The following is a 22,769-nucleotide window of genomic DNA, read 5'->3' as shown; positions in this document are numbered from 1 at the left end:
AAGAGCAACCTCACTTGGAGATTGCTCTTTGTTGTTATTTCAGGCTGTCTGCGTCCGATCCCATACAGCGGATTCCCGCAATATAGGTGTTAATCAGCCGGGTGAGAGTGACATTCAGGTCCAGCGGCATTCCAAATCCGCCCTGGTGCTCCAAGGTGGAGAATCCGTGCAGTATACTCCGCAGTCCACGAACAGCATGCAGATTGCCTTCCTCATCCAAGCCGAATGCAGATATCACCTGGATGATGAGCGACAGGATCTTCCCTCCCGTTGCTTCCAGAGCGCTCTCTCCTTGTTCGGGTGCTTTTAGCGTCGTCTGATACAGCCCCGGGTGCGCTCTGGTGAATCCGATGTATGCCTGACTCATGGCATGTACTGCAGCCTCTCCGCTTAGCCCCTCCGTTGCCTCCGATATGACCTCATACAGCTGCTCCAGACCATATACCGCCATCAGTGTACGCAGCCCCGCAAGCCCGTTGATGTGATTATAGAGTGACGGAGAACGGACACCCAGCTTCGCGGCAAGTGCAGCCAGCGTCACTGCTTCCATCCCGTATTCATCCGCCAGCTCTGCGGCAGCCAGTACCAGCGTGTGCGTGTCCAGACCTGCTCTAGCCATGTACCCTCTCTCCTCCCTTTACTTGCCCTTCGGCCTCCGCAGCCGCCCGCTTCATCGCCTCTACCGGAGCTATAAGCAGATCACCATGTCCTACCGCCAGTACAGAAGGGGCAAGATCAATCAGCCTGTAGGCACTGACTAAGGCCTGTTCGGGGCTCCAAGTCGCCATAGCCGGAAAAGGAAACCAGGCGACCTTCTTGCCGGACACCGCCGTTGCCCGGAAGGTCTGGAACGCATCACCAACGATCAGCGCTCCACTGCGCCGGTCCTGGAAAGACATCGATCCCGGCGTATGTCCGGGAGTGCTGAACGCTGTCAGCGAGCCGATGCTGTCTCCGTCATGCAGCAGAATGTCGGGCCGGGTCACTATTTTGGCGGGTACACTGCCCTTAATAGGAGTCTGCAGCTCATCGGCTCTGAGCGAGCGGTCACCAGCCAACAATGCAGCATCCCGCTCCGAGATATAGACCTTAGCCTCCGGCACCTCCTTCTTCAAGGCATCAAGCGCCCCGACATGATCCATGTGACCATGAGTCAGGATGATGCGGGTCAGCGGCTTACCTAACTTGGCGGCCTGGCTTAGAATGCCTTTCAAACTGTAGGACATTCCCGTGTCAATAAGTGTAAGCTCCTGTTCTTCCTCGATCAAATAGCAATTCACTGGAAAAATACGCGGCAGCCACGTAAGCTGATGCAAATGGCCTTCTCTTGTTACTCTCATCGTAAAACCCTCCCAAAAACTAATCTCATTAGTTAAAATATAAACTAAGATGATTAGTTTTGCAATAGCTAACTAAAAAATACCCGCTCCACCTGGGCAAAATCAAAAACACCACCCGCAATGGATGGTGTCCTAAAAGATCCGTGTTACCAGTGGTATCGATTTTGTCTATGCCCGTCTGTACCTGTCTCCCGATCAGCCAAACCGGCCCATAATGTATTCCTGCGTCATCTGGTTCTCGGGGTTCGTGAAGACCTTCTCGGTTTTGTCGTATTCCACCAGAGAGCCAAGATAGAAGTAGGCGGTGTAATCCGAGATCCGTGCGGCCTGCTGCATGTTGTGGGTGACGATCACGATACGCAGCTCCTCCTTCAGCTCCTTGATCAGCTCCTCTACCTTACCGGTTGATACCGGGTCAAGGGCCGAAGCCGGCTCATCAAGCAGAAGGATCTGCGGGTTGACCGACAGCGCCCGGGCGATACACAGACGCTGCTGCTGTCCGCCGGACAACGCCAGAGCGGAATCCTTCAAGCGGTCCTTGACCTCGTCCCACAGGGCGGCGCGGCGCAGGCTGCTCTCGACGATTTCATCCAGCGCCTGCTTGCCCTTGATGCCATGATATTTCGGGCCGAAGGCGATATTGTCGTAGATCGATTTATAGAACGGATTGGGCTTCTGCCAGACCATGCCGATCTTTTGCCGCAGCTTGATTACATCCGTGCCTGTAGCATTGATATCCACACCGTCAATCCAGATGCTGCCCTTGGTCGTAGAGCCGGAGATATCGTCATTCATCCGGTTCAGTGAACGGAGAAAGGTTGATTTCCCGCAGCCCGACGGGCCGATCAATGCGGTTACCGTATTCTGGGCAAAAGGAAGGCTAATCCCCTTCACTGCCTCATACGTCCCATAATAAATACTCAGATCCTCCGTTTGAAATGATTCGCGTACGACTGGCTCTGCTATTCCCATCCCTTACTCCTCCTAAAGTTCTGATAGCTTACACGTTCTGACTCTTCTGCGCAAAACTCGCTTCGGAAGCCTGTGCCCTCCCTGTGTGTAACAAGCCTAGCTCATTCTCTTGGATGCAGTAAGCTTGCGGTAGATGAATCTGCCGAAGTAACGGGCAGCCAGATTGAAGATTAATACGGTCAGCACCAGGACGGCTGAAGCGCCCGCTGCAATCTGAAGTGCATCCGGTGCCAGGCCCTCACTGTTGACCTTCCAGATATGCACCGCCAGCGTCTCCGCCGGACGGAACGGATTGAGCGGTGAGGATGGGCTAAGCGGATTCCAGTTGCTGAAGTCCAGGCGCGGGCTGCTCATCCCTGCCGTGAACATCAGCGCGGCTGCTTCACCGAACACACGGCCGGCCGACAAAATCGTGCCGGTAATAATAGTCGGCAACGCTACCGGCAGCAAGACCGAGGTAACGATCTTCCACTTGGACAATCCGAGCGCGAAGCCTGCCTCCTTCTGCTGCTTGGGCACCGTGCGGAAGGCTTGCTCCGTAATACGCACCATCAGCGGAAGGTTGAAGAAGGTTAACGCGAGCGCACCCGAGATCAGGGAGAACCCGAGATTGAAGGTGTTGACGATCAGCAAGAGACCGAACAGACCCACGATAATCGACGGGAAGGACGACAATACCTCCACGACCAGACGGATGAAGTTGGTCAGCTTGCCGGGGCGGGCATACTCTGCCATGAAGATTCCGGCACCCAGCCCCAGCGGCACGGTGATGATCAAGGTCAGCACCAGCAGGAACAATGAGTTGAACAGCTGCGGCCCGACGCCTCCGCCTGCGCGGATCTTTTGCGGCGCGGAGGTCAGGAAGTCCCAGCTAATATGATTGAAACCGCGGATCAGGATATATCCGAGTAAGCTAACCAGGATGGCTACGATCAGTAATGCAAAGGTTACGATAACGACAGTGGCTATTTTATTCGCAGTTCTCGGCTTCAAATTTTATTTCTCCTTTCGAGCATTCTCACCAGCAGGACGAATACGAAGGTCATCAGCATCAGCACCAGCGCCATACTCCACAGCGCATTGTTCTGCGGTGAACCCATCGTCGTATTCCCCATGCCCAGCGTAATTACACTGGTAAGGGTGGACGCGGACTCGAACAGGGAGTGAGGCACGAACGGCGCGTTACCGATAACCATCTGCACAGCAAGAGCCTCGCCGAAGGCGCGGGCCATGCCAAGCACTACCCCCGTCATAATCGCCGGGAAGGTCGTCGGGAGAATAACCCGGGAGATCGTCTGCCAGCGTGTGGCACCGAGCGCAAAGGATGATTCTTTCAAGTTTTGCGGCAATGATGCAAGCGCGTCTGCAGCCACGCTGGTAATCGTCGGCAGAATCATGACCGACAGCACTAGCGCGCCTGCAGCCACCCCGATGCCCTGTCCGGGCAGCGTATCCCGCAGAAATGGAACAATGACGCTTAAGCCTACGAAGCCGTAGACAACGGATGGAATGCCTGACAGCAGCTCGATGACCGGCTGCAGCAGCTTTTTACCCCAGCCCGGCACAATCTCCGTCATGAAGAGCGCAGCGCAGATACTGAGCGGACTTGCGATAAGCGCAGCCAGCAGCGTGACCAGGAAGGAACCCGAGATGAACGGGAAGGCTCCGTAGGAAGGTGTGTCTGCTTCAGGCGACCACTTCGTGCCGAACAGGAATTCAGAGACCTTGACCTCACCGCTCACGAAGTTGGCCACGCCTTTGGAGGCTACGAAATAGACCATGGATATAATGATGACAATGAGCAGCAGCACACAAAAGGACATATAAATACGTCCGATTAAATTTTCTATATGATGTTTTTCCAGCCGCTTGTTTGTTGGTTGTCCCCTCAAGATGCTCCCTCTTTCTAAAGTGAAAAGAGAGGCAGAGTTTATCCGCCTCTAATCACATTAAAGTTGAAATCAATTAACCTTGCGAACCGGTGAAGCTTATTTAGGTGTTACAGTACCTGCAACATCACGCGATACCTGCATTTTGGAAGCCGGAATGTAGCCAAGCTCTACCACATCGCCAGTCTGTACTTCATCCGTCAGGAAGTAATCCAGGAAGGCTTTTACAGTCTCATTGGGTTCACCGTTAGTGTACATGTGCTCGTAAGCCCATACCGGATATTTACCGGCCACTACGTTGTCTACCGAAGGCTCAACGCCGTCATAGTTTAATGTTTTCACGGAATCATCCAGGTAGGACAGGGCCAGATAACCGATAGCTCCCGGTGTTTCGCCGATCATTTTCTTAACCGTACCAGAGGAATCCTCCTGGATCGAGCCCTTCAGATCCTCGGTTTTGGTGCCAAGAGCGAAGCTCTCGAAGGTAGCACGGGTACCTGAGCTTGCCGGACGGTTGATGATCTGGATGGCCTGGTCTGCACCGCCGACCTCTTTCCAGTTCGTGATTTTACCAGTGAAAATGTCCACCAGCTGCTGCTTGGTCAAGCTGTCTACGCCTGCTGCCGGGTTGCTTACTGCCGCAATCGCTACAACCGCCACCTGATGATCCACCAGCTCAGCCGCCTTCGCAGCATCCTTCAGCTTCTCTTCAGCGAATACATCCGAGTTCCCGATATCCACTTGCTTCTCAGAGACCTGAGTCAAGCCTGTTCCGCTGCCGCCGCCTTGAACCTGAATGTCCACGCCTGCATTCGCATCCATGAATTTCTCAGCGACCTGCTCTACGAGCGGCTGAAGTGCTGTGGAGCCTGACGCCAGGACCGAACCGCTCAGCTTCGCACCGCTGCTGGATTCTGTGTTTGTAGCAGCCGGTGTATTCCCTCCGTTATTGGTTGTTGCCTTATTTCCCCCGTTGTTTCCGTTGCCGCATGCTGAAAGTGCCAGTACGCTGGTAAGAGTCAAAGCCATGATCCACGATTTTTTGAATTGCATTGTTTTTTTTCCTCCTAAAGGTTTTGTGAGTGTCTGCTGCGTTCCATCTGCTTCGTACAAAACTCACTTGGGAAGCATTATTGTGTGTCTATCAGCGTCTCTTCTGACTCTTCTTATTCTAGGGCCCGTTCGTTAGATAAAAGTACTGAGTTTGTAAACCGGAGGATAAAAGTTATAATATTAATTGAGTAGTTGAATAGATAAAATCTATACCGAAACAACAATAGGGGTCTTTCTGCCCCATCCCCGGAGGAATCTTCATGAACCTTGTAAAGCTGCAAATCTTAGTTCTCATCGAAAAATATAAAAAAGTAACGGATGTAGCCGCCGAGATGAACCTTAAGCAGCCTACCGTCTCCTTCCATATGAAAAGTCTGGAGAGTGAGCTTGGCGCTTCCCTCTTCCAATACCGGAGCGGCCGGGTCCTGCTGACGGATGCCGGACGCGCCTTGTATCAATATGCAGTCCGCATTGTCTCGCTGAGTGCTGAGGCCGAGCGGACGGTCAAACAGTTCACCTCGCTCGCCTCGGGGAATCTGGAGCTTACCGCAAGCGATATCCCTGCCAGTTATCTTGTGCCCAAACTGCTGTCGCAATTCACACAGCAATATGACGGGATCGATGTCTATCTATCCGTACTGCCGGATGACGCCATCCGGGAACGTCTGCGCAGCCGGGATATCCAGCTCGCCGTGCTGCATAGTGCAGAGGGCCAGGATGATACCTTCCATACGCAGGTGATTGCGGAAGAGGAGACCGTGCTGGTCTTTGCGCCGGAGCATCCCTTTGCCGGGGAGCAGGAGCTGACCGCCCAAGCCGTAGCCCGCGAGCCTTGGGTGCAGCATGAAGCCGCCTCCTTCCTGCGCGGAATCTCCGACCAGTGGGCACAGCTTAATAACGTAAGGGTCTGGAACCATGCGGTACTGGGCTCGCCGGAGGCCGTCAAGGGGATGCTCTACACCGGCAGAATGGTGGGCGTGTTCTCCCGCTCCGGGATTGAGGGTGAAGTAGCGGCGGGCCGACTGGCCTATGCGAAGCTGCCCGGAATTCTTCCGGCTGACGGATCTTTTGTGCTGGCCTGGCGCAAGGACTATACGCTTTCCCCGCTCCAGCAGGCTTTTGCCGGGATGGCAGCGGGTTCTGCACAAATAAACGGTATCCCCGGAGCGCCTGTGTAACTGCGCTAACGGGGATACCGTGTGGTGGTGAACCTTATTATCTTTTGACAGCAACCAGGGTGAAGGTCTTGGGAATTCCCTTATCGTACACATCTGACGACAGGTTGGGCTCCTCCACCAGCTCTCTTATAATCAGTCCGCTGGCTGCGGCAGCAGTAACCAGCTCGCCCAGCGTCCAGCGCCGCCAGTAGACGACATTCGGCTTGTCCGCCTCCGGCGCTCCTCCTGAAGAAGGCATGTATTTGGAATAGGATACCTGCTTCTCTTCAAGCGCCGTATCAAAATAATCCCCGCTCACCTTATGCTTGCGCACCTTGGCCGTCGACCCCTTGGAGGAGATCAGCTTGGTCGTTACCGGATGGAAATCCCGCAGAACGAACGTCCCGCCCTGTGCCAGCAAGCGGTAGGCCGTAGCCATGAACGGAGCCAAATCCGTAAAATAGTGAACAATCCCCATTTCGGCAAAAACTGTATCATACGAGCCGTTAAGATGCGCTTCCGGCAGCTCCAGGACATCCGACACGATATAGTCAAGCTGCACTCCGGCCGCCTGCGCGAGTTCACCGGCATAACGGGCATTGGCCTCCGAGAAATCCGCGACAGTCACCTCAGCCCCCAGCAGCCCCAGTGCCACCGCCTTCATGCCGTTGGAGCCCATCAGATTCATGATCCTCCGGCCCTTCACTTCACCGAGATAGGTATTCAGCGGATACAGCTTCCCCGCAGGGTCCTTCGACAGCTTCTCCGCAGCCTCTGCAGGGGTTCCGAACCGGCTGGTCCAGGCCGCATAGGTATCCTCATTCCACAGCTCCTCGCTTGTAGGTGCCGCCTCCTTATTGAGGCCATCCGGTTCATTCTGATTAGGTTCATTCATTGCTTTCGTTACCCCTTTATCTATGTTCTATAAAATGTAATCAAGTTTGCCTCACGGGTCTGTCCGCGTATAGCTAGGAAGCGTTCGGCAGAGACTGCCGGAGCTTCCTAGCTTTCCTGCGTCCGGCATACAGATAGACGCCCAGCCCGGCCATGACCAGCACGCCACCCGCCCACTGAAGGCCGCTAAGCTGCTCACCCAACAACAGGAACGCTAGAATGCTCGCGCCGACAGGCTCGCCCAGGATATTCATGGAGACGGTAGTCGCCGATGTATATTGCAGCAGCCAATTGAACAGGATATGGCCGAAGACGGTGGGCACCACCGCCAGCAGGACAAAGATGCCCCATTCCCGGGCCGGATAATCGAAGAACGGTGTGCCGGTCACGAGATTGTAGACGGCAAATACAGCGGCCGCAGCGATAAATACAATCAGGCTGTACAGATAGGACGGCATACGCGCCACCAGCTTTTGTCCAAGCAGCATATGTGCGGCTACCGCTACGGTTCCGCCAACCGACAGCATGTCGCCCTTCAGATTCTCAGCAGACAAGCCAATGTCTCCCCAGCCGATAAAAGTAACGCCGAAGATGGCAATCGCCATCCCCAGGATAGCAAAGATCGAGTTACGCTCTTTATACAGTATGTACGCACCGAGCATAATGAATAACGGCTCCAGCGCCATAATCATCGTCGAGCTGGCCACCGAGGTATAATTCAGCGAACCCATCCACAGCAGAAAATGCAGGGCAAGCATGACACCGGACACGCCCAGCAGTAGCCAGTCCTTCCGCCGCAGCTGAAAGAGTGCCCCGCTATAGGGACGGGCGAACGGCAGCATCAGCAGGGAGGTGAACAGCAGGCGGTACATCCCTTGGACCGATACGGGCGCGGAGGACCATTTGATGAAGATAGAAGAAAACGAGATGGCCACAATTCCGATTACCATCAGGAGAGGCACGGGAACGGGCGGTTTATTGGTACGCATGACAGAACGCCCCTTCATAGGATGTAAGACTCATTATGTTAATTTAACGTAAATCGGCGAAAAAAGCAGCATTTTTTCATATTCAACGCAAAACAAAGGCACAGAACCGCCTCTGAGGGGTTCCATGCCTTATAGAAGCTCAGCTGACAGAGGCTACTCTCCCCTGTTACGGCTTAAGCACTACCTTGATACAGTCCTCTTCCTTCTCCTGAAATACCTTGTAGCCATGTTCTGCGCGGCTGATCGGCAGCCGGTGGGTGATAATATCTGTGGGATCGAACTTGTTCTCCTTAATCATCTTGTAGAGCTCAGGCATATAATGGATCACAGGAGCTTGGCCCATCTTCAGCGTGATATTGCGTTCGAACAGATGGCCCAGCGGGAACATATTGTAATTTAGGCCATAGACACCGATTAACTGAATGGTGCCGAACTTGCGGACCACCTCGGAGGCGATACGGAAAGCCCCCAGCGAACCGCCTTGCAGCATCAAGGCTGTCTCCACCTTCTCTACAACCGTCTTCTTGGCATCCAATCCCACGCAGTCAATCACCACATCCGCTCCGCCGCGTGTAATCTCCTTGAGATTCAGCTCTACATCCTTGGTCTGCTCAAAATTCACCGTCTCCACTTGATTCGTCAGCTTCGCATGCTGGAGCCGGTAATCGATATAGTCCACCGCGATGACACGGGATGCGCCTTTCATCCAGGCGAACTTCTGTGTCAGCAGGCCTACCGGGCCACAGCCAAGCACAATGACGGTATCACCGGGCTTCACACCGGCATTCTCGACGCCCCACCAGGCGGTCGGGACGATATCCGAGAGGAACAGCAGCTTCTCGTCTTCCATCTCAGCGTCCTCCGGGACGACAAACGGCCCGAAGTTGCCGTAAGGCACCCGCAGCAGCTCCGCCTGCCCTCCGGCGAATCCGCCGTATGAATCCGAATAGCCCAGGTAGCCGCCGGTATCCTTCGCTTCATTCGCATGGTCACATTGGCTCTCCATCTCATGCTGGCAGAAGAAGCATTGCCCGCATGCTACATTGAACGGGACAATGACCCGGTCGCCCTTCTTGACCCTGGTAACCTCCGGGCCCACCTCTTCCACAATCCCCATCGGCTCATGTCCGATAATGTAGTCATCATGCATTCCCGGTATTTCTCCGTTATAGATATGCAGGTCAGATCCGCAAATAGCGGTTGTGGTTATGCGGACGAGGATGTCATCCTTCTTCTCCAGCCGCGCATCGGCGACCTCCTTCACTTCAACTTTCTTCTTTCCCTGATAAGTCACTGCCTTCATGGTATAGGTCACTCCTTCTGAAATGGGGCTGCTTGTTACACTATCTTATGTTATAGCCCCAAATCGTCCGGATTTATCCGTGCAGCAGCGGAGAATACATCATCAGCGCGTGATTCTCGGCCACCGCTTCGTCACCGGCCAGCTCTCCGCTATGCGTCAGCACTCTGCGGCGGATCGCATTGCGCCGGATATACCCGCCCCACGGCTCCAGGCTGATGCGGTGGCCATCTTCATAGACTTCGTAATGGTAGAGCTGCTGTCCTGCACAGCGCCATTCCCCGTGCAGATGAGTCTCATCCAGGTGCAGCTTAAGCTGATAAGCATGCTCTGTATCATTGCGCAGCTGGAGATCCAGATAATTATAGGCACAGGTAGCCCCGCTGCCAAAGGGCTGGGTCCGCTGCTCATCGGGGAAGACATCATAGCTGTGCCGGTGCCGCTCGGTAACCGTAAGCGGCGTATGCAGCGTCATCCAGTAGATCAGATTGGACAATTGGCAGAGCCCGCCGCCTGTGCCGGAACGGAACCCGCCATAATGGAGCACCATTCCGTCCAGGTAGCCTTTTCTCCGTGTGGGTTTGCCGATCCTGCGCCAATAGGAGAAGCTCTCGCCCGGTTGAATGACAAGCCCGTCCAGCTTCGCCACCGCGAGCCTCAGGTTTACAATTTTGTTGTGCTGAAGCTGCATATCCACATTGCGCAATTTGCGCAGCAGCGGGGTAGCATGGCTGGCCGCTTCGTACGGCAGAGCTTCACTGCGCTGTTCTGCAGCCAGACGTCCACTGGCTGTGATCCATTTCCAGTATCTTTTCCAGGTGAAATACCGCTTCCCTGCAAATAGTCGCAGCTTGGAACGCCGGATGGGCTTCATGTTGCTGATTACCGAATTCATGGAATGATTGCCTCCCTCTCCCACATTATTGTTCAATTATATTACAATTGAACCAGCCGGAAGCTACAATTCTGTCCCATTTCTATTACAGCAAAAGACCGGAACTCCCCTGTAACGGAAGTCCGGCCTTCAGTAACTCTATTCAGCTTCATCCTGGCAGCGGGCGCACTATTTCCCACGCTTATTATGCCATATTAATGCATGTAATTGCGGCAGCACCCGTGCACGGTTCATCTGCGGATCGGCAATGACCAGACCGAACAGCCACTCCAGTCTGCCCAGCAGGCGGGATGAAATATCCCCTTCCTCGGTGACGTTATCGTTACCCGGCTGCAGGAACAGAGGGACCTCCGGATACCTGAAATGGACCTTGCGGGCATATTCATAATCCTCCTGGTTAAAAACAACCACCTTCAGGCTATGCGCAGCCTTGCCGTTATCAGCGACTCTATGCATAATCTCATCCAGCTTATCCCAGTCTGTCTGCATCCCGGAGCTGGGCGGCTTCGGGCTGATCGTCAGCACATCCACCTCATGGAACCAGTCCTGCCAGCGGCTGCCCTGCGTCTCAATCGCCGCCTGGATGCCCCGCTCGTGGAGGAGGGAGATGAATTCTCCCATCGCCTCCCCGATCAGAGCCGGGTTACCCCCGGAGATGGTGACACAATTGAAATTCTCCCCGGCCAGCTCCAGCAGCCCGGCGAGAATCTCCTGCGGCGTAAGCATTGTTACTTTATCCTTGGCCGAGCCGTCCCAGGTGAAGGCGGAATCGCACCAGCCGCAGCGGTAGTCGCAGCCGTAGGTGCGGACGAACATCGTTTTGACCCCGATGACCGCCCCTTCCCCCTGGATTGTCGGGCCGAACATTTCAATAACCGGGATTCTACTCATCATCGCAGCCTCCATACAGCCGGTAAGCCGGTCCCTCCTCGGGGATATCTGCTGCCAGCACCTCAGCCCAGGAGGTCGGAGTTTCCCATAGCTTGACCGAATACACCGGCAACGCCGCTTGCTTCAGCTCATAGGCAATGTAGGCAGACAGATTCTCTGCTGTGGTGCGGAAGGAGAGCATCGCTACCTTGGAGCCGGTCGCCTTCAGCGTCTCCAGCACAGGCTCATTGCCCATCGCCAGAAAAGCATGATCCAGACGCCCAACCACCGCCCCCTGCACAGCCGCCTTAATATCGCTGAAATCGATGACGAACCCTTCATCCGACTGCCCTTCCAGCGCGGCCGGCACACCCTTCAGCACTACCTCCAGCCTGTAGGTATGCCCGTGCAGATTACTGCATTTTCCCTTGTGTCCGATGAGCTGATGGGCAGCGTCGAAGGTGAAAATTTTGCAGACGGCTACTTCGCCCCGCATTATACTCCCGCCTCCTGACGCTCTGCCTCATATTGCTCCAGACCCCGCTTACGCAGGAGACATGCCGGACAGGTGCCGCAGCCGCTGCCGATGATTCCGTTATAGCAGGTCAGGGTCTGCTCCCGCACATAATCGAACTGGCCCAGCTCGTCTGCCAGCTTCCAGGTTTGCTTTTTGTCCAGCCACATCAGCGGGGTATGAATGACGAACTCCACATCCATCGACAGATTAAGCGTGACATTCAGCGACTTCACGAACACATCGCGGCAGTCCGGGTATCCGCTGAAGTCCGTCTGGCAGACCCCAGTGATAATGTTGGAGTAGCCGAGCTGCTTGGCCAGAATGGCCGCGAAGGACAGGAACAGCAAATTACGTCCATCCACGAACGTGCTGGGCAGCTCTTCACCTTCGCCTGCGGTAATGTCAATATCCTCCCGCGTCAAGGCGTTCGGAGCAAGCTGGTTCAGCAGCGCGAGGTCCAGAATATGCTGCTTCACGCCGAACCTTGCGGCTATCGTCTTAGCGACTTCAATCTCGGCCGCATGGCGCTGATTATAATTGAACGTGACCACCTGAACCTCCTGGAATTCCTGCAATGCCCACGCCAGGCAGGTAGTGCTGTCTTGGCCGCCGCTGAAGACGACTAATGCTTTTCTATTTACCATAATGATCTCTCCTCCTGATTGCTCTGTGAAGCTGGCTTCTGCGGATTAACGGTTGTCCACTTTCTCGGGATACAGATCATGATTCATCAGCCGGTGCTCGGCCATCGCCTCATATTTGGTTCCCGGACGCCCCCAGTTGCAGTAAGGATCGATGGAAATGCCGCCGCGCGGCGTGAATTTGCCCCACACTTCGATATAACGCGGCTCCATCAGCGAGATCAGATCATTCATAATAATGTTGACACAGTCCTCATGGAAATCCCCATGATTGCGGAAGCTGAACAGATAGAGCTTCAGTGATTTTGATTCCACCATTCGGATATCAGGAATGTACGAGATATACATCACCCCGAAATCCGGCTGACCGGTCACGGGACACAGGCTGGTGAACTCGGGACAGTTGAATTTGACGAAATAATCGCGGCCGGGATGCTTGTTATCGAACGCCTCCAGAATCCCCGGATCATAGCCGAACTTGTACTGCGTGCCTTGGTTGCCCAGCAGGGTAACCTCCTGCATTTCCTCTTGCATTCTGCCTTCTGACATGACAAAAAACCCCTCTCTTTTCCCTAGGCCCCTGGCCTGAACTGGAAAGAAGAACGAGATTTCGAAAACCTGGCTCTACTAAAAATAGCTTAGTTTTTTATAGAGGGAGTTCGCGAACCTCTCCTGCGCGCGGCGCAGATTCCTTCTTTATCTTGGTGCGTCTTGAACTATACCATGATTGCAGCGGGCTTGACAACCCTCACAGCTGATCCAGAATCAGCGAGCACAGCAGTCCCATCGCAGCGATGAACCCCGTGAGCGGCCCCCCTTCTTCGTAGGCTTCGGGCATCATGCTGGAGGACACCATAGCAATAATCCCTCCCCCGGCAAAAGAAGCAATCAGCGCTTCCGTATACCCGCTTGCGTGATCCATGAACTCATATCCCGCCCCTGAGGCCAGTGTGGAGATAGCGAGTACGCCGAGCCACAGCAGCATAATCTTGCCTTTGCCATAGCCGTCCTGCTTCAGTCCAGCCGTGCTGGACAAGCCTTCGGGAATATTGCTGATGAAGATGGCAATGACCAGCAGTACGCTGACCCTTTGACCCGCAATGAGACTTGCGCCGATCATGATCGATTCAGGAATCGCATCCAGTACCGTTCCGGCAAAAATAGCCAGCCCTCCGCCCTTGGCATCGCTCTTCCCTGAAGAGGCTCTGGCTGAGCGCTTGCGTCCGGCTCCGCCTTTACGCGAGATCAGCCAGTCGAACACCGTGAACACCAGTGCTCCAGCGGTGAACCCGATAATCGTCGGGGCCAGTCCGCCGTCACTGGCCGAATCCTCTAGCAATTCATATGCCGCCGCGCCGATCAGGACACCGGTCCCGAACGCCATGATGAAGCCGATCAGCTTATTCGGAATCCGCAGGAATAAGGCCAAGAGTGCGCCAATCAAGACCGCCGAGCCGGAGACTGCGCCCCATAACAATGCGTTTCCCATCCGCTTCACCTTCTTATAAGATATTGGCATTATTACAATGCATAAGAATAGTTTACACACGAATGAAGAACGGCAAACACCTTGCATAGTTCAACTAATTTGCACGGATTCATTTGCATGGAAAGGGGTAACTTAGAATTAACAATCTCTATTAACCGAAGGATGGGATCATACAATGGAAGCAAACGTACAGAAGCTTATAGATTGGCTGGAAGCCCGCAAGGGTACAACACTGGTCATCGAAAAACGGGAGCTGGATGACCTGGACACCGTCCATTTCAAGCTGGAGACCGTTGACTACCGGAACGCTGACGATGTCATCGATGATTATCTGGACAGTGCGGTCATTCTGCGCGGGACAGGTAGTACCTTGAATGCGGATGGTGAGCTTGTGCCTCTGCCGCAGCCGGGATATGAGCTGGCAGTGAGCGGACTAGAGCTTCATGAGGTATCCGAGGCTAAGGTGGATCTGCAAACGAGCCGGGCGAAATATTCACTGGCTGTAAGCTGATTATCCGGCAGCTCCGGCCATAAGAAGCTAAAGAAGGTGCAGATCTAAGCCAACATTCCGGCTTAGGACTGCACCCTCTTTTCAAATATAAGAATATATGTTTTTCACGCTATAAATTATCCTTCTATTTCTCGCCGAAACGGCACCGTCCTTTAAAAGGACGGTAAAGTCGTTTCCGCTTGGCAAAAACTATCGTCTATAGTTCTTCCCCTATAATTTCCACTTCCGTCTCCAGCTCCACATCGAACTTGTGCTTCACCGCTGAGCGTACATGCTGGATCAATCCGATATAATCGCTGGCCGTTGCATTGTCGGCGTTGATAATGAAGCCCGCATGCTTGCGTGAGACCTCTGCGCCTCCGATGCGCGTCCCCTGGAGTCCGCTCTCCTGAATCAGCTGCCCCGCGAACCGGCCCGGCGGCCGCTTGAATACACTGCCGCAGGACGGATACTCCAGCGGTTGCTTCGATTCCCGCAGATAGGTTAACTCATCCATGGACGCCTTAATCGCGGCAGGATCGCCTGGCAGAAGCTTGAATCTCGCCTCCAGCACAATATATTGTCCAGTAGCGAAGATGCTGCTGCGGTATCCCCATTGCAGCTGATCGCTGTGCAGGGTAAGGAGTTGCCCGTTCTGATCGATCACGAGCGCACTGTGCAGCACATCCTTCACTTCCCCGCCGTAGGCTCCGGCGTTCATGTAGAGTGCCCCGCCTACCGTGCCGGGGATGCCGCAGGCGAATTCAAGACCAGTCAGCTTCTGCTCCAGCGCATAGCTTGAGACATCGATAATCTTCGCCCCGCACTGCGCATAGAGCAGCCCGTCACGGATGCCCATCCCGGACAGATCCGAGGTCTGGAGCACGATGCCGCGGATGCCTCCGTCCCGGATAATCACATTGGAGCCGTTGCCGAGAATCGTAAGCGGGATCTGATGATCCTGGGCATAAGCATAGATGCTCTGGATCTCTTCATATGTAACAGGAGCAGCCAAAATATCTGCTTCGCCGCCCATGCGGGTATAGACCAGATTCTTAAGGCTCTCCCGGCGTTTCAGTGAGCCTGCTGTAACAAGCGGCTGCAAATCCTCATATATGTTGTCAATATTCATTCTTCATGCTCCTAACTCTATGAACAAGATAATGGTGGGGCTCATCGCCGGCCAATCACGCCTCAGCAACCACAACTTTAACAACGAACAGGCTCCCTTGTCAATGACAGGAGCCTGTTAAGAAGCTGCATACAGCATTATTATGTTTCGAAATTCCCAATTATACCCTATTCTCCAGCCGCTGCGCGCTCGGCACGGAATTCCTCCCGCCGTGCGGACCGCTCCTCTTCCTTCATCCGGGGGCAGGTATAACACAGCCGTCCGCCCTCAGTCCGGTAATACATACAGCAGCGGTTACGCAGCTGAACCGTCTGCTGCGGGTCCGTGAGCGATTCAGTTCTCCGTATCTTCACCTGGAACGGATTCCGCGGCATCCCGAATACGGCAGCGGGCAGCTCATCCTTCAGATACGCATAATCCTCCTCCAGCCGGCGAAGCAGGAGCGGATCTGTCAGTTCAGCAGCAAAGGCTTCCGCATAATAGTTGAATTTGGTCGGCAGCTGTCCCCAGATCTCCCCGGGCGAAAGTCCGCTCACCTGTGAAGCCATCCGGATCAGCGGCCCGGCTGTGTTCTGGTAGAAGCTGGTTAACACCTCATTGCGCCAAGCCTTCCGGCCCGGCTCATCTGCCGGAGCTTGTACCATCCCCCATTCACGAAGCGAGAAGGCAATTCTGCAGTAGCCATCTGCCGGAACAAGATGCAGGTGAAGGTTCCGTAAGCTGAAGTCCGGTACGCACAAGAAGCCGGTCACGGAATACTGGACCGCGAGTGCCATAATGCTCAGATAACCGCCGAAGTACGCACCGGCCGCTTTATGGTCAAGCGCCTTCATCAGCGGCCGGTAAGCCTCCATGAAGGTCCTCATCCCCGCCTCTTCTGCCAGCTCAGCAGCAGCGAAGGAATACACGGCTCCCTCCGGCACCTCAAGATGGAGGTCAAATTTAGACTTATATTCTTGCCTCAGAAATTCATTCATGTTCCTCTCCTACAGCCCGGCAACTTTGTACGCAGCCAGCTCGTAAGGCAGACAGAGCGGCACACCTGTACGCGGATCAGGTACAATATCCGCCTCAATGCCGAATACCTCGCGCAGCACCGCCGGTGTCATTACCTCATTCGGAGCGCCTTCGCTGATCACATTACCGGATTTGATCGCTACCATATGCTGCGCGTAACGCGAAGCATGGTTCAAATCATGGACAACCATAATAATCGTCCGGCCTTCCTGCTCATTGAGCTTCTGCAGCAGCTGAAGCACCTCCAGCTGATGGGCCATATCCAGGAAGGTCGTCGGCTCGTCAAGGAACAGAATATCCGTCTGCTGGGCCAGCGCCATGGCGATCCAGGCCCGCTGCCGCTGTCCGCCGGAGAGACGGTCAATCGGCCGGTCACGGAATTCATTCATGCCGGTCAATTCAATCGCCTCGGCAATAATGCTGCGGTCTTCAGGCGTCAGGCTGCCGAAGCCCTTCTGATGCGGATACCGTCCATACCCTACCAGCTCAGATACCGTTAAGCCGTCCGGGGCAGTAGGATTCTGCGGCAGAATCGCCAGCTGGCGGGCCACCTCTTTGGTGGAGAGATTGTGAATAGACTTCCCGTCAAGCATTACATTGCCGCTCTTCGGCTTCATGATCCGGGCCATTGTCTTCAGAATCGTGGACTTCCCCGAGCCGTTCGCCCCGACAAGCGCTGTAATCTTCCCTGTCGGAAGCGACAGATTCAGCCCCTTTACAATCATAGTCTCCGCATATCCGATGCTCAGCTGCTCTGTATTTAAACGTTCCGACATGATAAACACTCCTTAGATTTTTTAATATATACATCCCTGTACTACGCTTTCGATGTGGCTAAAAGATATAAAAAGTACGGTGCTCCAATAATCGCTACTACGATACCAGTAGGTACCTCCGCAGGCTGCAGGATCCAGCGACCGATCGTATCTGCCGTAAGCAGCAGCAGGGCTCCGGTCAGGGCAGCCGCAGGCAGCAGGATCTGATGGCGCGGGCCGACCAGCCTGCGGGCCAGGTGCGGCGCAATTAGCCCGACAAAACCAATGCTGCCGCTTACCGATACACAGGCTCCTGCCAGCGCAACAGCCGCAGCCAGCAGCCACCGCCGTTCCCGTTCGAGCGGCAGGCCCAGTCCCTTGGAGAGCTCATCGCCCAGATTCAGTACGTTGAGCACCCGGGCTTTGTAGAATGCGAAGGGCAGCAGGATCAATATCCAGGGCAGCAGGGCCAGCACAAACCGCCAGTCTCCGCCCCAGATTTTGCCGGCCAGCCAGATGGCTACGAACTGATAATTCTGCGGGTCGAGTCTTAATGACAAAATAAGCTGAAAAGCGTATATCCCGGCACCCACAGCAATCCCGATCAGGATCAGCCGTGTCGGCGAGAGCCCATCCTCCCTCCTGTAAGACAGGAAGTAGATCAGTGTTGCAGTAAGCGAGGCCCCTGCAAGCGCCAGTAGCGGAAGCACGAGGATCGGAGCTGCTGTAGTAGCCGGTACAAAGGAGATAAAGATCAGTACAGCGAATCCGGCTCCGGCATTGATCCCCAGGGTGGAAGGCTCAGCGAGAGCATTACGCGACAAGCCTTGCAGAATCACTCCGGCGACCGCGAAGCCTGCACCAATCAGCAAGGAGATCACGATGCGCGGCAGCCGGAAATCAAACAAAATCAGCTGCTGCTGCTTGGTGCCGTTGCCGGATAGGGTATGTAGAACTTCGAGCGGTGACAGACGCATTAAGCCGGTATTCATACTGACCAGAAACAGAATGACGATAAGCACAGCAAGCAGTGTCAGAATACCAGCCTCTCTGGAACGGCGCGGCTTGGCCGGGGGGAATGAGGTGGAACGGTTCATTTCAGCTCCCCCTTGCGTTTGCTGGCCAGATAGATGAAGAACGGTACGCCGAATACTGCAATTAAGGCACCTATTGGTGTTTCGTATGGCGCATTAATCATCCTGGCCGCAATATCGGCCACCAGGACCAGAATGCTTCCAAGGACTGCGGAGCAGGGAATAATCCAGCGGTAGTCAACCCCAACGAGGAAACGCGTAATATGCGGAATCATTAATCCGACAAAAGCGATCGGCCCCACCGTGGAGACTGCCGCTCCGGCGAGGATGACGACAATAATCATCCCTGCAGTCTGTACCAGACCGGTGCGCTGTCCGAGACCTGCTGCAACATCCCTGCCCAGGCTCAGTAGGGTAATCGAACGCGACAACATCAGTGCACCGATCAGGGCCGCCGCGACCCAAGGAGATATTACCTGCAGCTGCTTCCAGCTCGCTCCGCCAATCCCCCCGGCCATCCAAAAGGCGATATCCTGGGAGAGGCTGAACAGGATAGCAATGCCCTGACTGACCGCCAGCAGCATGGCGCTTACTGCCGCACCGGCGAGGGTCAGCCGAAGCGGGGTCAGTCCGCTATGGGAGAGCGAACCGATCCCGAATACCAGCAGTGAGGCCACAGCCGCTCCAAGGAAGCAGTACAGCATGATGTAAGCGAAGGATAATGTTGGCGCGAAGGCAAAAGCCAGGGCCAGTCCAACGCCCGCACCTGCATTAAGACCAAGCAGTCCGGAATCCGCCAGCGGGTTGCGGGTCATCCCCTGCATAATCGCACCGGCAACGGCAAAACATGCGCCGACCAGCGCTCCTGCGGCAGCCCGGGGAATCCGCAGCTCCCGGATGACCTGATGCTGGGGCAGCTCCGGATTGAACCGGAACACCGCCTCCCATACGGTAGCCAGCCTGATATCCGCCGCACCGACCGATACGGATACCATCAGGCCGAAGATAATCGCTGCTATTCCCAGCACCAGAATAACAGCAGCGGCAAGCGGCCGCGACCGGACAGATGTGTTCCCTTCAACAGAAGGAGCTTGTAGAGCAGAATCTGTGGATGAAGCCATATGCCGTCTCCTTATCAGGATTATTAGGGAAATATAGATGATTATGATTCTCATTATCGCAAAGATATGAATATTGTTCAACTTAAAAAAGAGGCAGGCTTCTATATCCCGAGGATATAAAAGCCTGCACAATTCTCCGGCCGGTAAAGAACCTATTTCACAAAACTGCTCAGAATATCATCGATGGTCTTGGAATTGGCTATAGGACCGCTGTACAGCCAACTGGTATCTTTGCCGAATTCATGAACATTCCCTGCCTTAACGGCCGGAATTCCCTTCCAGACTGCACCTTCTGTAATCTCAGCTCCGCTTGCCTTGTCACTATTCACCAGAATGATATGCTCTGCAGTCAGCTCAGATAATTTCTCCAGTGAAATCGGGTTCCACGGTGCTCTGGATTCTGCAGGAATGTCGGTCACGAGATTCGGGAGCTTCACTCCAAGATCCCCATACAATACCGCACCGCTGCTGCGGGTCTCATCTACAATGAAGAAATTCTTTGATACCAGCCACAGAACCGCTACTGAATCATCGCCGATTGCCGCAGATACAGCCGCTTTGGCCGAAGCCGCTTTCTGGTCATAGTCTGCAATAGCCTTCTCCGCTTCCGGTGTCTTATTGAGCAGCTCACCGATCTTGAGCAAGGCTGCGCGCCAGTCACTGCTGACCTCATCGCCGAGTACATAGGTTGGTGCAATCTTATTCAGCTGGTCATAAAGACCGTTCTGAACCGAGCCCTCCGACTGGACGATGTGGAAATCCGGCGTGAAGCTGGTGACCGCTTCAAGCGGCAGGTCATAGCTGATCGGCGGAACATCCTTAAGCTCAGCAGCGAGGTAAGCCTGAGTACCGTTCTTCGTAGACCACTGGGCAACCGGAGTCACACCGAGTGCTACCAGATAATCCTCCAGATAAGAAGCAATTACACGCTGCGGATTAGCGGGAACGGTCACCTTATGTCCCATTGCATCCGTTACGGTCTTCTCCACAGCGGGTGCAGCAGTTGCTGTAGGTACCGCAGTGGCCTCCGCAGTCGCTTCTGCAGTTGCCGCAGGTGTGGTGCCTGCTCCACCGTTACTGCCTGCGTTGCTATTATTATTTCCGCAAGCGGACAGCAGCAGTGTTGTAGTCATAAGTCCGGCCACCGCCAGCTTCCCGCTTCTTGATCCTTGCAGGTTGAACGAAAACATTGAATACCCCTCCTGTATGTTACCCTCATGATTGGCAAAAGCTCTGTTACCTTTATCTTGTCTATACTGATGATATTGATTCTCATTCTCTATGTCAACCAATAACTTATAATAACGTAAAAACGGCCGTCTCCGCATTAAGCAGAAACAGCCGTCTTCCAATAATCTTCTATATTATTTATGCAGATGGAAAGGAACCGTGGCGATGACAATGTCCTTCTGATTCATCAGATAAGAGCGGATGAACAAGCTGGTCTGATTATGCAGCACCGCCTGCCACCAGTGCTTGGTCACGAATTGCGGAATCAGGACGGTAATATGATCCGTTGAAGAGGTCTTCCACTCTACTGTATCGATGAACTTCACCAGCGGGCGGATAATGCTGCGGTAGCGGGAGCGCAGGACGATCAGGCGTACGCCGGGGTTCCACTCCTCCCACTTCTGCTCCATCTTGTGAATCTCTTCTTCATCGAAGCCTACATATACAGCGACCACATTATCTGTCAATGACTTCGCATAGCTGATCGAATGCAGTACAGCGCGAGTCACACCGGCGACCGGAACGACTACGGTGCTTCCTTTGATACAAGGCTTATCGGTAGCCGGACAGATCCGCAGCTGATCGGCAATATTCATATAATGGCGGTGAATCCGGTGGAACACGATGATAACAGCCGGCAGGAAGATGAAGGCCATCCACACGCTGGAGAATTTAGTGATTATGAAAATCAGGGTGATCGTTAATGTAGTGAGCATCCCCACCGTATTGACGGCGAACTTGCTCTGCCAGCCTTTCGGCTTCGTTCTGTACCATTGGACCATCATGCCCAGCTGCGACAGCGTGAACGGAATGAATACCCCTACTGCATATAATGGAATGAGTCCTTCCGTATTCCCGTGAAACGCCGCCACCAGCACAGCCGACATGATACCGAGGAAAATAATACCGTTGGAGAAGCCCAGCCGGTCGCCGCGCACCATGAAGGCATGGGGCAGATATTTATCTTTGGCGAACATGAACGCCAGCAGCGGGAAGGCCGAGTAAGCCGTATTGGCTGCCAGGAACAGGATAACCGCCGTAATCCCCTGAATGAAGAAGTACAGTCCGCCACGGCCGAAGGTAGACTCGGTAATCTGTGAGACCACGGTAGCCTTCTCATCAGGCATGATACCGTACCAGTAAGCGAGCAGCGTAATACCTGTGAACATTACCCCGAGAATGAGGCCCATGAGCATCAGCGTTTTGGCTGCATTTTTCTCCGCGGGCGCTTTGAAGTTAGGAATAGCATTGGAGACCGCTTCTACCCCGGTCAGAGCCGAACAGCCGGAGCTGAAGGCCTTCAGCAGCAGGAACATACTCACGTTCGATACCGCCGAGCCAATCTCAGGAACATGGGCATGGGCGCCGCCGGTCATATATTTGAAGACCCCCGAGATGATGAGCACGAAGATGGAAACAACGAACAGATAGACCGGGATAGCGATGAAGGAGGCCGATTCGGTCACTCCCCGCAGGTTAACAATTGTTAAGAGCACGATAACAGATACCGCTATGAGGACAGTATGATTATGGAGATTTGGAAAAGCTGAAGTGATCGCATCCGTCCCCGCCGAGGCGCTTACCGCCACCGTCAGAATGTAATCCACCAGAAGAGAGCCGCCGGCCAGTAAGCCGGTATGAACCCCGAGGTTGGTTTTGGCTACAATATAAGCACCACCGCCCTGCGGATAAGCAAATATCGTCTGCCGGTAGGATAGAATCAGAATGGCCAGCAGGCCCAATACGGCTAATGCAATTGGCAAAGAGTACCAGATAGCGGTGAACCCGGCGGCCACCAGTACAATCAGAATTTGTTCTGTTCCGTAGGCTACAGACGAGAGCGCATCAGAAGACAGGACAGCCAGTGCTTTCACCTTGGATAACTTTTCATGATCGAGTTCGTTCGACTTCATCGGACGCCCGATCAATAGTCGTTTTACCTTGCTTACCATTGTAGTAACAGTTCCTCTCTTGGTTAAGTTGA

At 54.3% G+C, this 22,769-nt stretch carries 24 protein-coding genes and 1 riboswitch; of the genes, 2 read left to right on the top strand and 22 right to left on the bottom strand.

Features of this window, described 5'->3' with window-relative positions:
• Positions 1-34: 34 nt before the first annotated feature.
• The 6 genes from C173_RS16850 to C173_RS16825 all read right to left on the bottom strand — a co-directional run bounded on the left by C173_RS16850 (position 35) and on the right by C173_RS16825 (position 5,254).
• Positions 35-619, bottom strand: coding sequence for a TetR/AcrR family transcriptional regulator (locus C173_RS16850; protein ID WP_036726590.1), 585 nt, complete (start codon positions 617-619; stop codon positions 35-37).
• Complete coding sequence (locus C173_RS16845) at positions 612-1,340, bottom strand: MBL fold metallo-hydrolase (RefSeq protein WP_036726588.1); 729 nt, start codon at positions 1,338-1,340, stop codon at positions 612-614. The genes C173_RS16850 and C173_RS16845 overlap by 8 nt, the downstream gene beginning before the upstream one ends.
• A 195-nt stretch (positions 1,341-1,535) precedes the next feature.
• Complete coding sequence (gene pstB, locus C173_RS16840) at positions 1,536-2,312, bottom strand: phosphate ABC transporter ATP-binding protein PstB (protein ID WP_036695365.1); 777 nt, start codon at positions 2,310-2,312, stop codon at positions 1,536-1,538.
• A 96-nt stretch (positions 2,313-2,408) separates the two neighbouring features.
• Positions 2,409-3,305 (bottom strand): phosphate ABC transporter permease PstA, encoded by an 897-nt coding sequence (gene pstA / locus C173_RS16835; RefSeq protein ID WP_036726586.1) that lies wholly within the window; start codon positions 3,303-3,305, stop codon positions 2,409-2,411.
• Positions 3,302-4,135 (bottom strand): phosphate ABC transporter permease subunit PstC, encoded by an 834-nt coding sequence (gene pstC / locus C173_RS16830; RefSeq protein WP_442792645.1) that lies wholly within the window; start codon positions 4,133-4,135, stop codon positions 3,302-3,304. Before pstC ends, pstA begins: the two co-directional genes overlap by 4 nt.
• Positions 4,136-4,300: 165 nt before the next feature.
• A complete protein-coding gene (locus C173_RS16825; protein WP_036726583.1) occupies positions 4,301-5,254 on the bottom strand; it encodes a phosphate ABC transporter substrate-binding protein PstS family protein in 954 nt (317 codons plus the stop codon).
• A 260-nt stretch (positions 5,255-5,514) separates the two neighbouring features.
• Here C173_RS16825 and C173_RS16820 point away from each other — a divergent pair, with 260 nt between their 5' ends.
• Positions 5,515-6,432, top strand: a complete 918-nt coding sequence (locus C173_RS16820) for a LysR family transcriptional regulator (RefSeq protein ID WP_051478110.1) — start codon at positions 5,515-5,517, stop codon at positions 6,430-6,432.
• A 37-nt stretch (positions 6,433-6,469) separates the two neighbouring features.
• Here C173_RS16820 and C173_RS16815 read toward each other — a convergent pair whose 3' ends face one another.
• The 9 genes from C173_RS16815 to C173_RS16775 all read right to left on the bottom strand — a co-directional run bounded on the left by C173_RS16815 (position 6,470) and on the right by C173_RS16775 (position 14,006).
• A complete protein-coding gene (locus C173_RS16815) occupies positions 6,470-7,306 on the bottom strand; it encodes a class I SAM-dependent methyltransferase (protein ID WP_036726582.1) in 837 nt (278 codons plus the stop codon).
• Positions 7,307-7,379: 73 nt separating this feature from the next.
• Positions 7,380-8,294 (bottom strand): DMT family transporter, encoded by a 915-nt coding sequence (locus C173_RS16810; protein WP_036726580.1) that lies wholly within the window; start codon positions 8,292-8,294, stop codon positions 7,380-7,382.
• Positions 8,295-8,460: 166 nt separating this feature from the next.
• A complete protein-coding gene (locus tag C173_RS16805; protein WP_036726578.1) occupies positions 8,461-9,597 on the bottom strand; it encodes a zinc-dependent alcohol dehydrogenase in 1,137 nt (378 codons plus the stop codon).
• Between the two features lie 73 nt (positions 9,598-9,670).
• Entirely contained in the window at positions 9,671-10,489 is an 819-nt protein-coding gene (locus tag C173_RS16800; RefSeq protein WP_036726576.1) for a VanW family protein, read from the bottom strand.
• Between the two features lie 168 nt (positions 10,490-10,657).
• Positions 10,658-11,380, bottom strand: a complete 723-nt coding sequence (queE, locus tag C173_RS16795; RefSeq protein ID WP_036726574.1) for a 7-carboxy-7-deazaguanine synthase QueE — start codon at positions 11,378-11,380, stop codon at positions 10,658-10,660.
• Positions 11,373-11,855, bottom strand: coding sequence for a 6-pyruvoyl trahydropterin synthase family protein (locus tag C173_RS16790; RefSeq protein ID WP_036726573.1), 483 nt, complete (start codon positions 11,853-11,855; stop codon positions 11,373-11,375). Before C173_RS16790 ends, queE begins: the two co-directional genes overlap by 8 nt.
• Positions 11,855-12,520: a 7-cyano-7-deazaguanine synthase QueC gene (queC, locus tag C173_RS16785; RefSeq protein WP_036726571.1), complete on the bottom strand. Its 666-nt coding sequence runs from the start codon at positions 12,518-12,520 to the stop codon at positions 11,855-11,857. Before queC ends, C173_RS16790 begins: the two co-directional genes overlap by 1 nt.
• Positions 12,521-12,565: 45 nt before the next feature.
• Positions 12,566-13,066 (bottom strand): preQ(1) synthase, encoded by a 501-nt coding sequence (queF, locus tag C173_RS16780; protein ID WP_036726570.1) that lies wholly within the window; start codon positions 13,064-13,066, stop codon positions 12,566-12,568.
• Positions 13,067-13,149: 83 nt separating this feature from the next.
• Positions 13,150-13,193: riboswitch (PreQ1 riboswitch) on the bottom strand.
• A gap of 72 nt (positions 13,194-13,265) precedes the next feature.
• Positions 13,266-14,006 (bottom strand): ZIP family metal transporter, encoded by a 741-nt coding sequence (locus C173_RS16775; RefSeq protein ID WP_036726568.1) that lies wholly within the window; start codon positions 14,004-14,006, stop codon positions 13,266-13,268.
• A gap of 175 nt (positions 14,007-14,181) precedes the next feature.
• Between C173_RS16775 and C173_RS16770 the strand changes: the two genes are divergently transcribed.
• A complete protein-coding gene (locus C173_RS16770; RefSeq protein ID WP_036726567.1) occupies positions 14,182-14,517 on the top strand; it encodes a hypothetical protein in 336 nt (111 codons plus the stop codon).
• 196 nt (positions 14,518-14,713) lie between these two features.
• Here the strand turns inward: C173_RS16770 and murB are convergent, their stop codons facing one another.
• From murB to C173_RS16735, 7 genes are all read right to left on the bottom strand, one after another.
• Positions 14,714-15,628 carry a UDP-N-acetylmuramate dehydrogenase gene (gene murB, locus C173_RS16765; RefSeq protein ID WP_036726565.1) on the bottom strand — a complete coding sequence of 305 codons (915 nt, stop codon included), beginning with the start codon at positions 15,626-15,628 and terminating at the stop codon, positions 14,714-14,716.
• A gap of 167 nt (positions 15,629-15,795) precedes the next feature.
• Complete coding sequence (locus C173_RS16760; protein WP_036726563.1) at positions 15,796-16,605, bottom strand: (2Fe-2S)-binding protein; 810 nt, start codon at positions 16,603-16,605, stop codon at positions 15,796-15,798.
• A 9-nt stretch (positions 16,606-16,614) separates the two neighbouring features.
• Complete coding sequence (locus C173_RS16755; RefSeq protein WP_036726562.1) at positions 16,615-17,421, bottom strand: ABC transporter ATP-binding protein; 807 nt, start codon at positions 17,419-17,421, stop codon at positions 16,615-16,617.
• A 41-nt stretch (positions 17,422-17,462) separates the two neighbouring features.
• A complete protein-coding gene (locus C173_RS16750; protein WP_036726560.1) occupies positions 17,463-18,497 on the bottom strand; it encodes a FecCD family ABC transporter permease in 1,035 nt (344 codons plus the stop codon).
• Complete coding sequence (locus C173_RS16745) at positions 18,494-19,555, bottom strand: FecCD family ABC transporter permease (RefSeq protein ID WP_036726558.1); 1,062 nt, start codon at positions 19,553-19,555, stop codon at positions 18,494-18,496. Before C173_RS16745 ends, C173_RS16750 begins: the two co-directional genes overlap by 4 nt.
• 152 nt (positions 19,556-19,707) lie before the next feature.
• Positions 19,708-20,745, bottom strand: coding sequence for an ABC transporter substrate-binding protein (locus C173_RS16740; RefSeq protein WP_051478109.1), 1,038 nt, complete (start codon positions 20,743-20,745; stop codon positions 19,708-19,710).
• Between the two features lie 174 nt (positions 20,746-20,919).
• The gene (locus C173_RS16735) at positions 20,920-22,737 is read right to left on the bottom strand and encodes an APC family permease (RefSeq protein WP_036726556.1); all 1,818 of its coding nucleotides are present in this window, start codon (positions 22,735-22,737) and stop codon (positions 20,920-20,922) included.
• Positions 22,738-22,769: the final 32 nt, after the last annotated feature.

This window comes from Paenibacillus sp. FSL R7-277 (assembly GCF_000517965.1).
GTDB classification, from domain to species: Bacteria; Bacillota; Bacilli; order Paenibacillales; family Paenibacillaceae; genus Paenibacillus_AQ; species Paenibacillus_AQ silagei.
Note: the sequence above shows the minus strand (reverse complement) of the source record. Positions and strands in the feature narration are given on the sequence as shown.

What these genes read in the sequence shown, in the direction of transcription:
- C173_RS16850 (WP_036726590.1), bottom strand. Translation starts at nt 619, where the DNA reads ATGGCTAGAGCAGGTCTGGACACGCACACGCTGGTACTGGCTGCCGCA.
- C173_RS16845 (WP_036726588.1), bottom strand. Translation starts at nt 1,340, where the DNA reads ATGAGAGTAACAAGAGAAGGCCATTTGCATCAGCTTACGTGGCTGCCG.
- pstB (WP_036695365.1), bottom strand. Translation starts at nt 2,312, where the DNA reads ATGGGAATAGCAGAGCCAGTCGTACGCGAATCATTTCAAACGGAGGAT.
- pstC (WP_442792645.1), bottom strand. Translation starts at nt 4,135, where the DNA reads ATGTCCTTTTGTGTGCTGCTGCTCATTGTCATCATTATATCCATGGTC.
- C173_RS16825 (WP_036726583.1), bottom strand. Translation starts at nt 5,254, where the DNA reads ATGCAATTCAAAAAATCGTGGATCATGGCTTTGACTCTTACCAGCGTA.
- C173_RS16820 (WP_051478110.1), top strand. Translation starts at nt 5,515, where the DNA reads ATGAACCTTGTAAAGCTGCAAATCTTAGTTCTCATCGAAAAATATAAA.
- C173_RS16815 (WP_036726582.1), bottom strand. Translation starts at nt 7,306, where the DNA reads ATGAATGAACCTAATCAGAATGAACCGGATGGCCTCAATAAGGAGGCG.
- C173_RS16810 (WP_036726580.1), bottom strand. Translation starts at nt 8,294, where the DNA reads ATGCGTACCAATAAACCGCCCGTTCCCGTGCCTCTCCTGATGGTAATC.
- C173_RS16805 (WP_036726578.1), bottom strand. Translation starts at nt 9,597, where the DNA reads ATGAAGGCAGTGACTTATCAGGGAAAGAAGAAAGTTGAAGTGAAGGAG.
- C173_RS16800 (WP_036726576.1), bottom strand. Translation starts at nt 10,489, where the DNA reads ATGAATTCGGTAATCAGCAACATGAAGCCCATCCGGCGTTCCAAGCTG.
- queE (WP_036726574.1), bottom strand. Translation starts at nt 11,380, where the DNA reads ATGAGTAGAATCCCGGTTATTGAAATGTTCGGCCCGACAATCCAGGGG.
- C173_RS16790 (WP_036726573.1), bottom strand. Translation starts at nt 11,855, where the DNA reads ATGCGGGGCGAAGTAGCCGTCTGCAAAATTTTCACCTTCGACGCTGCC.
- queC (WP_036726571.1), bottom strand. Translation starts at nt 12,520, where the DNA reads ATGGTAAATAGAAAAGCATTAGTCGTCTTCAGCGGCGGCCAAGACAGC.
- queF (WP_036726570.1), bottom strand. Translation starts at nt 13,066, where the DNA reads ATGTCAGAAGGCAGAATGCAAGAGGAAATGCAGGAGGTTACCCTGCTG.
- C173_RS16775 (WP_036726568.1), bottom strand. Translation starts at nt 14,006, where the DNA reads ATGGGAAACGCATTGTTATGGGGCGCAGTCTCCGGCTCGGCGGTCTTG.
- C173_RS16770 (WP_036726567.1), top strand. Translation starts at nt 14,182, where the DNA reads ATGGAAGCAAACGTACAGAAGCTTATAGATTGGCTGGAAGCCCGCAAG.
- murB (WP_036726565.1), bottom strand. Translation starts at nt 15,628, where the DNA reads ATGAATATTGACAACATATATGAGGATTTGCAGCCGCTTGTTACAGCA.
- C173_RS16760 (WP_036726563.1), bottom strand. Translation starts at nt 16,605, where the DNA reads ATGAATGAATTTCTGAGGCAAGAATATAAGTCTAAATTTGACCTCCAT.
- C173_RS16755 (WP_036726562.1), bottom strand. Translation starts at nt 17,421, where the DNA reads ATGTCGGAACGTTTAAATACAGAGCAGCTGAGCATCGGATATGCGGAG.
- C173_RS16750 (WP_036726560.1), bottom strand. Translation starts at nt 18,497, where the DNA reads ATGAACCGTTCCACCTCATTCCCCCCGGCCAAGCCGCGCCGTTCCAGA.
- C173_RS16745 (WP_036726558.1), bottom strand. Translation starts at nt 19,555, where the DNA reads ATGGCTTCATCCACAGATTCTGCTCTACAAGCTCCTTCTGTTGAAGGG.
- C173_RS16740 (WP_051478109.1), bottom strand. Translation starts at nt 20,745, where the DNA reads ATGTTTTCGTTCAACCTGCAAGGATCAAGAAGCGGGAAGCTGGCGGTG.
- C173_RS16735 (WP_036726556.1), bottom strand. Translation starts at nt 22,737, where the DNA reads ATGGTAAGCAAGGTAAAACGACTATTGATCGGGCGTCCGATGAAGTCG.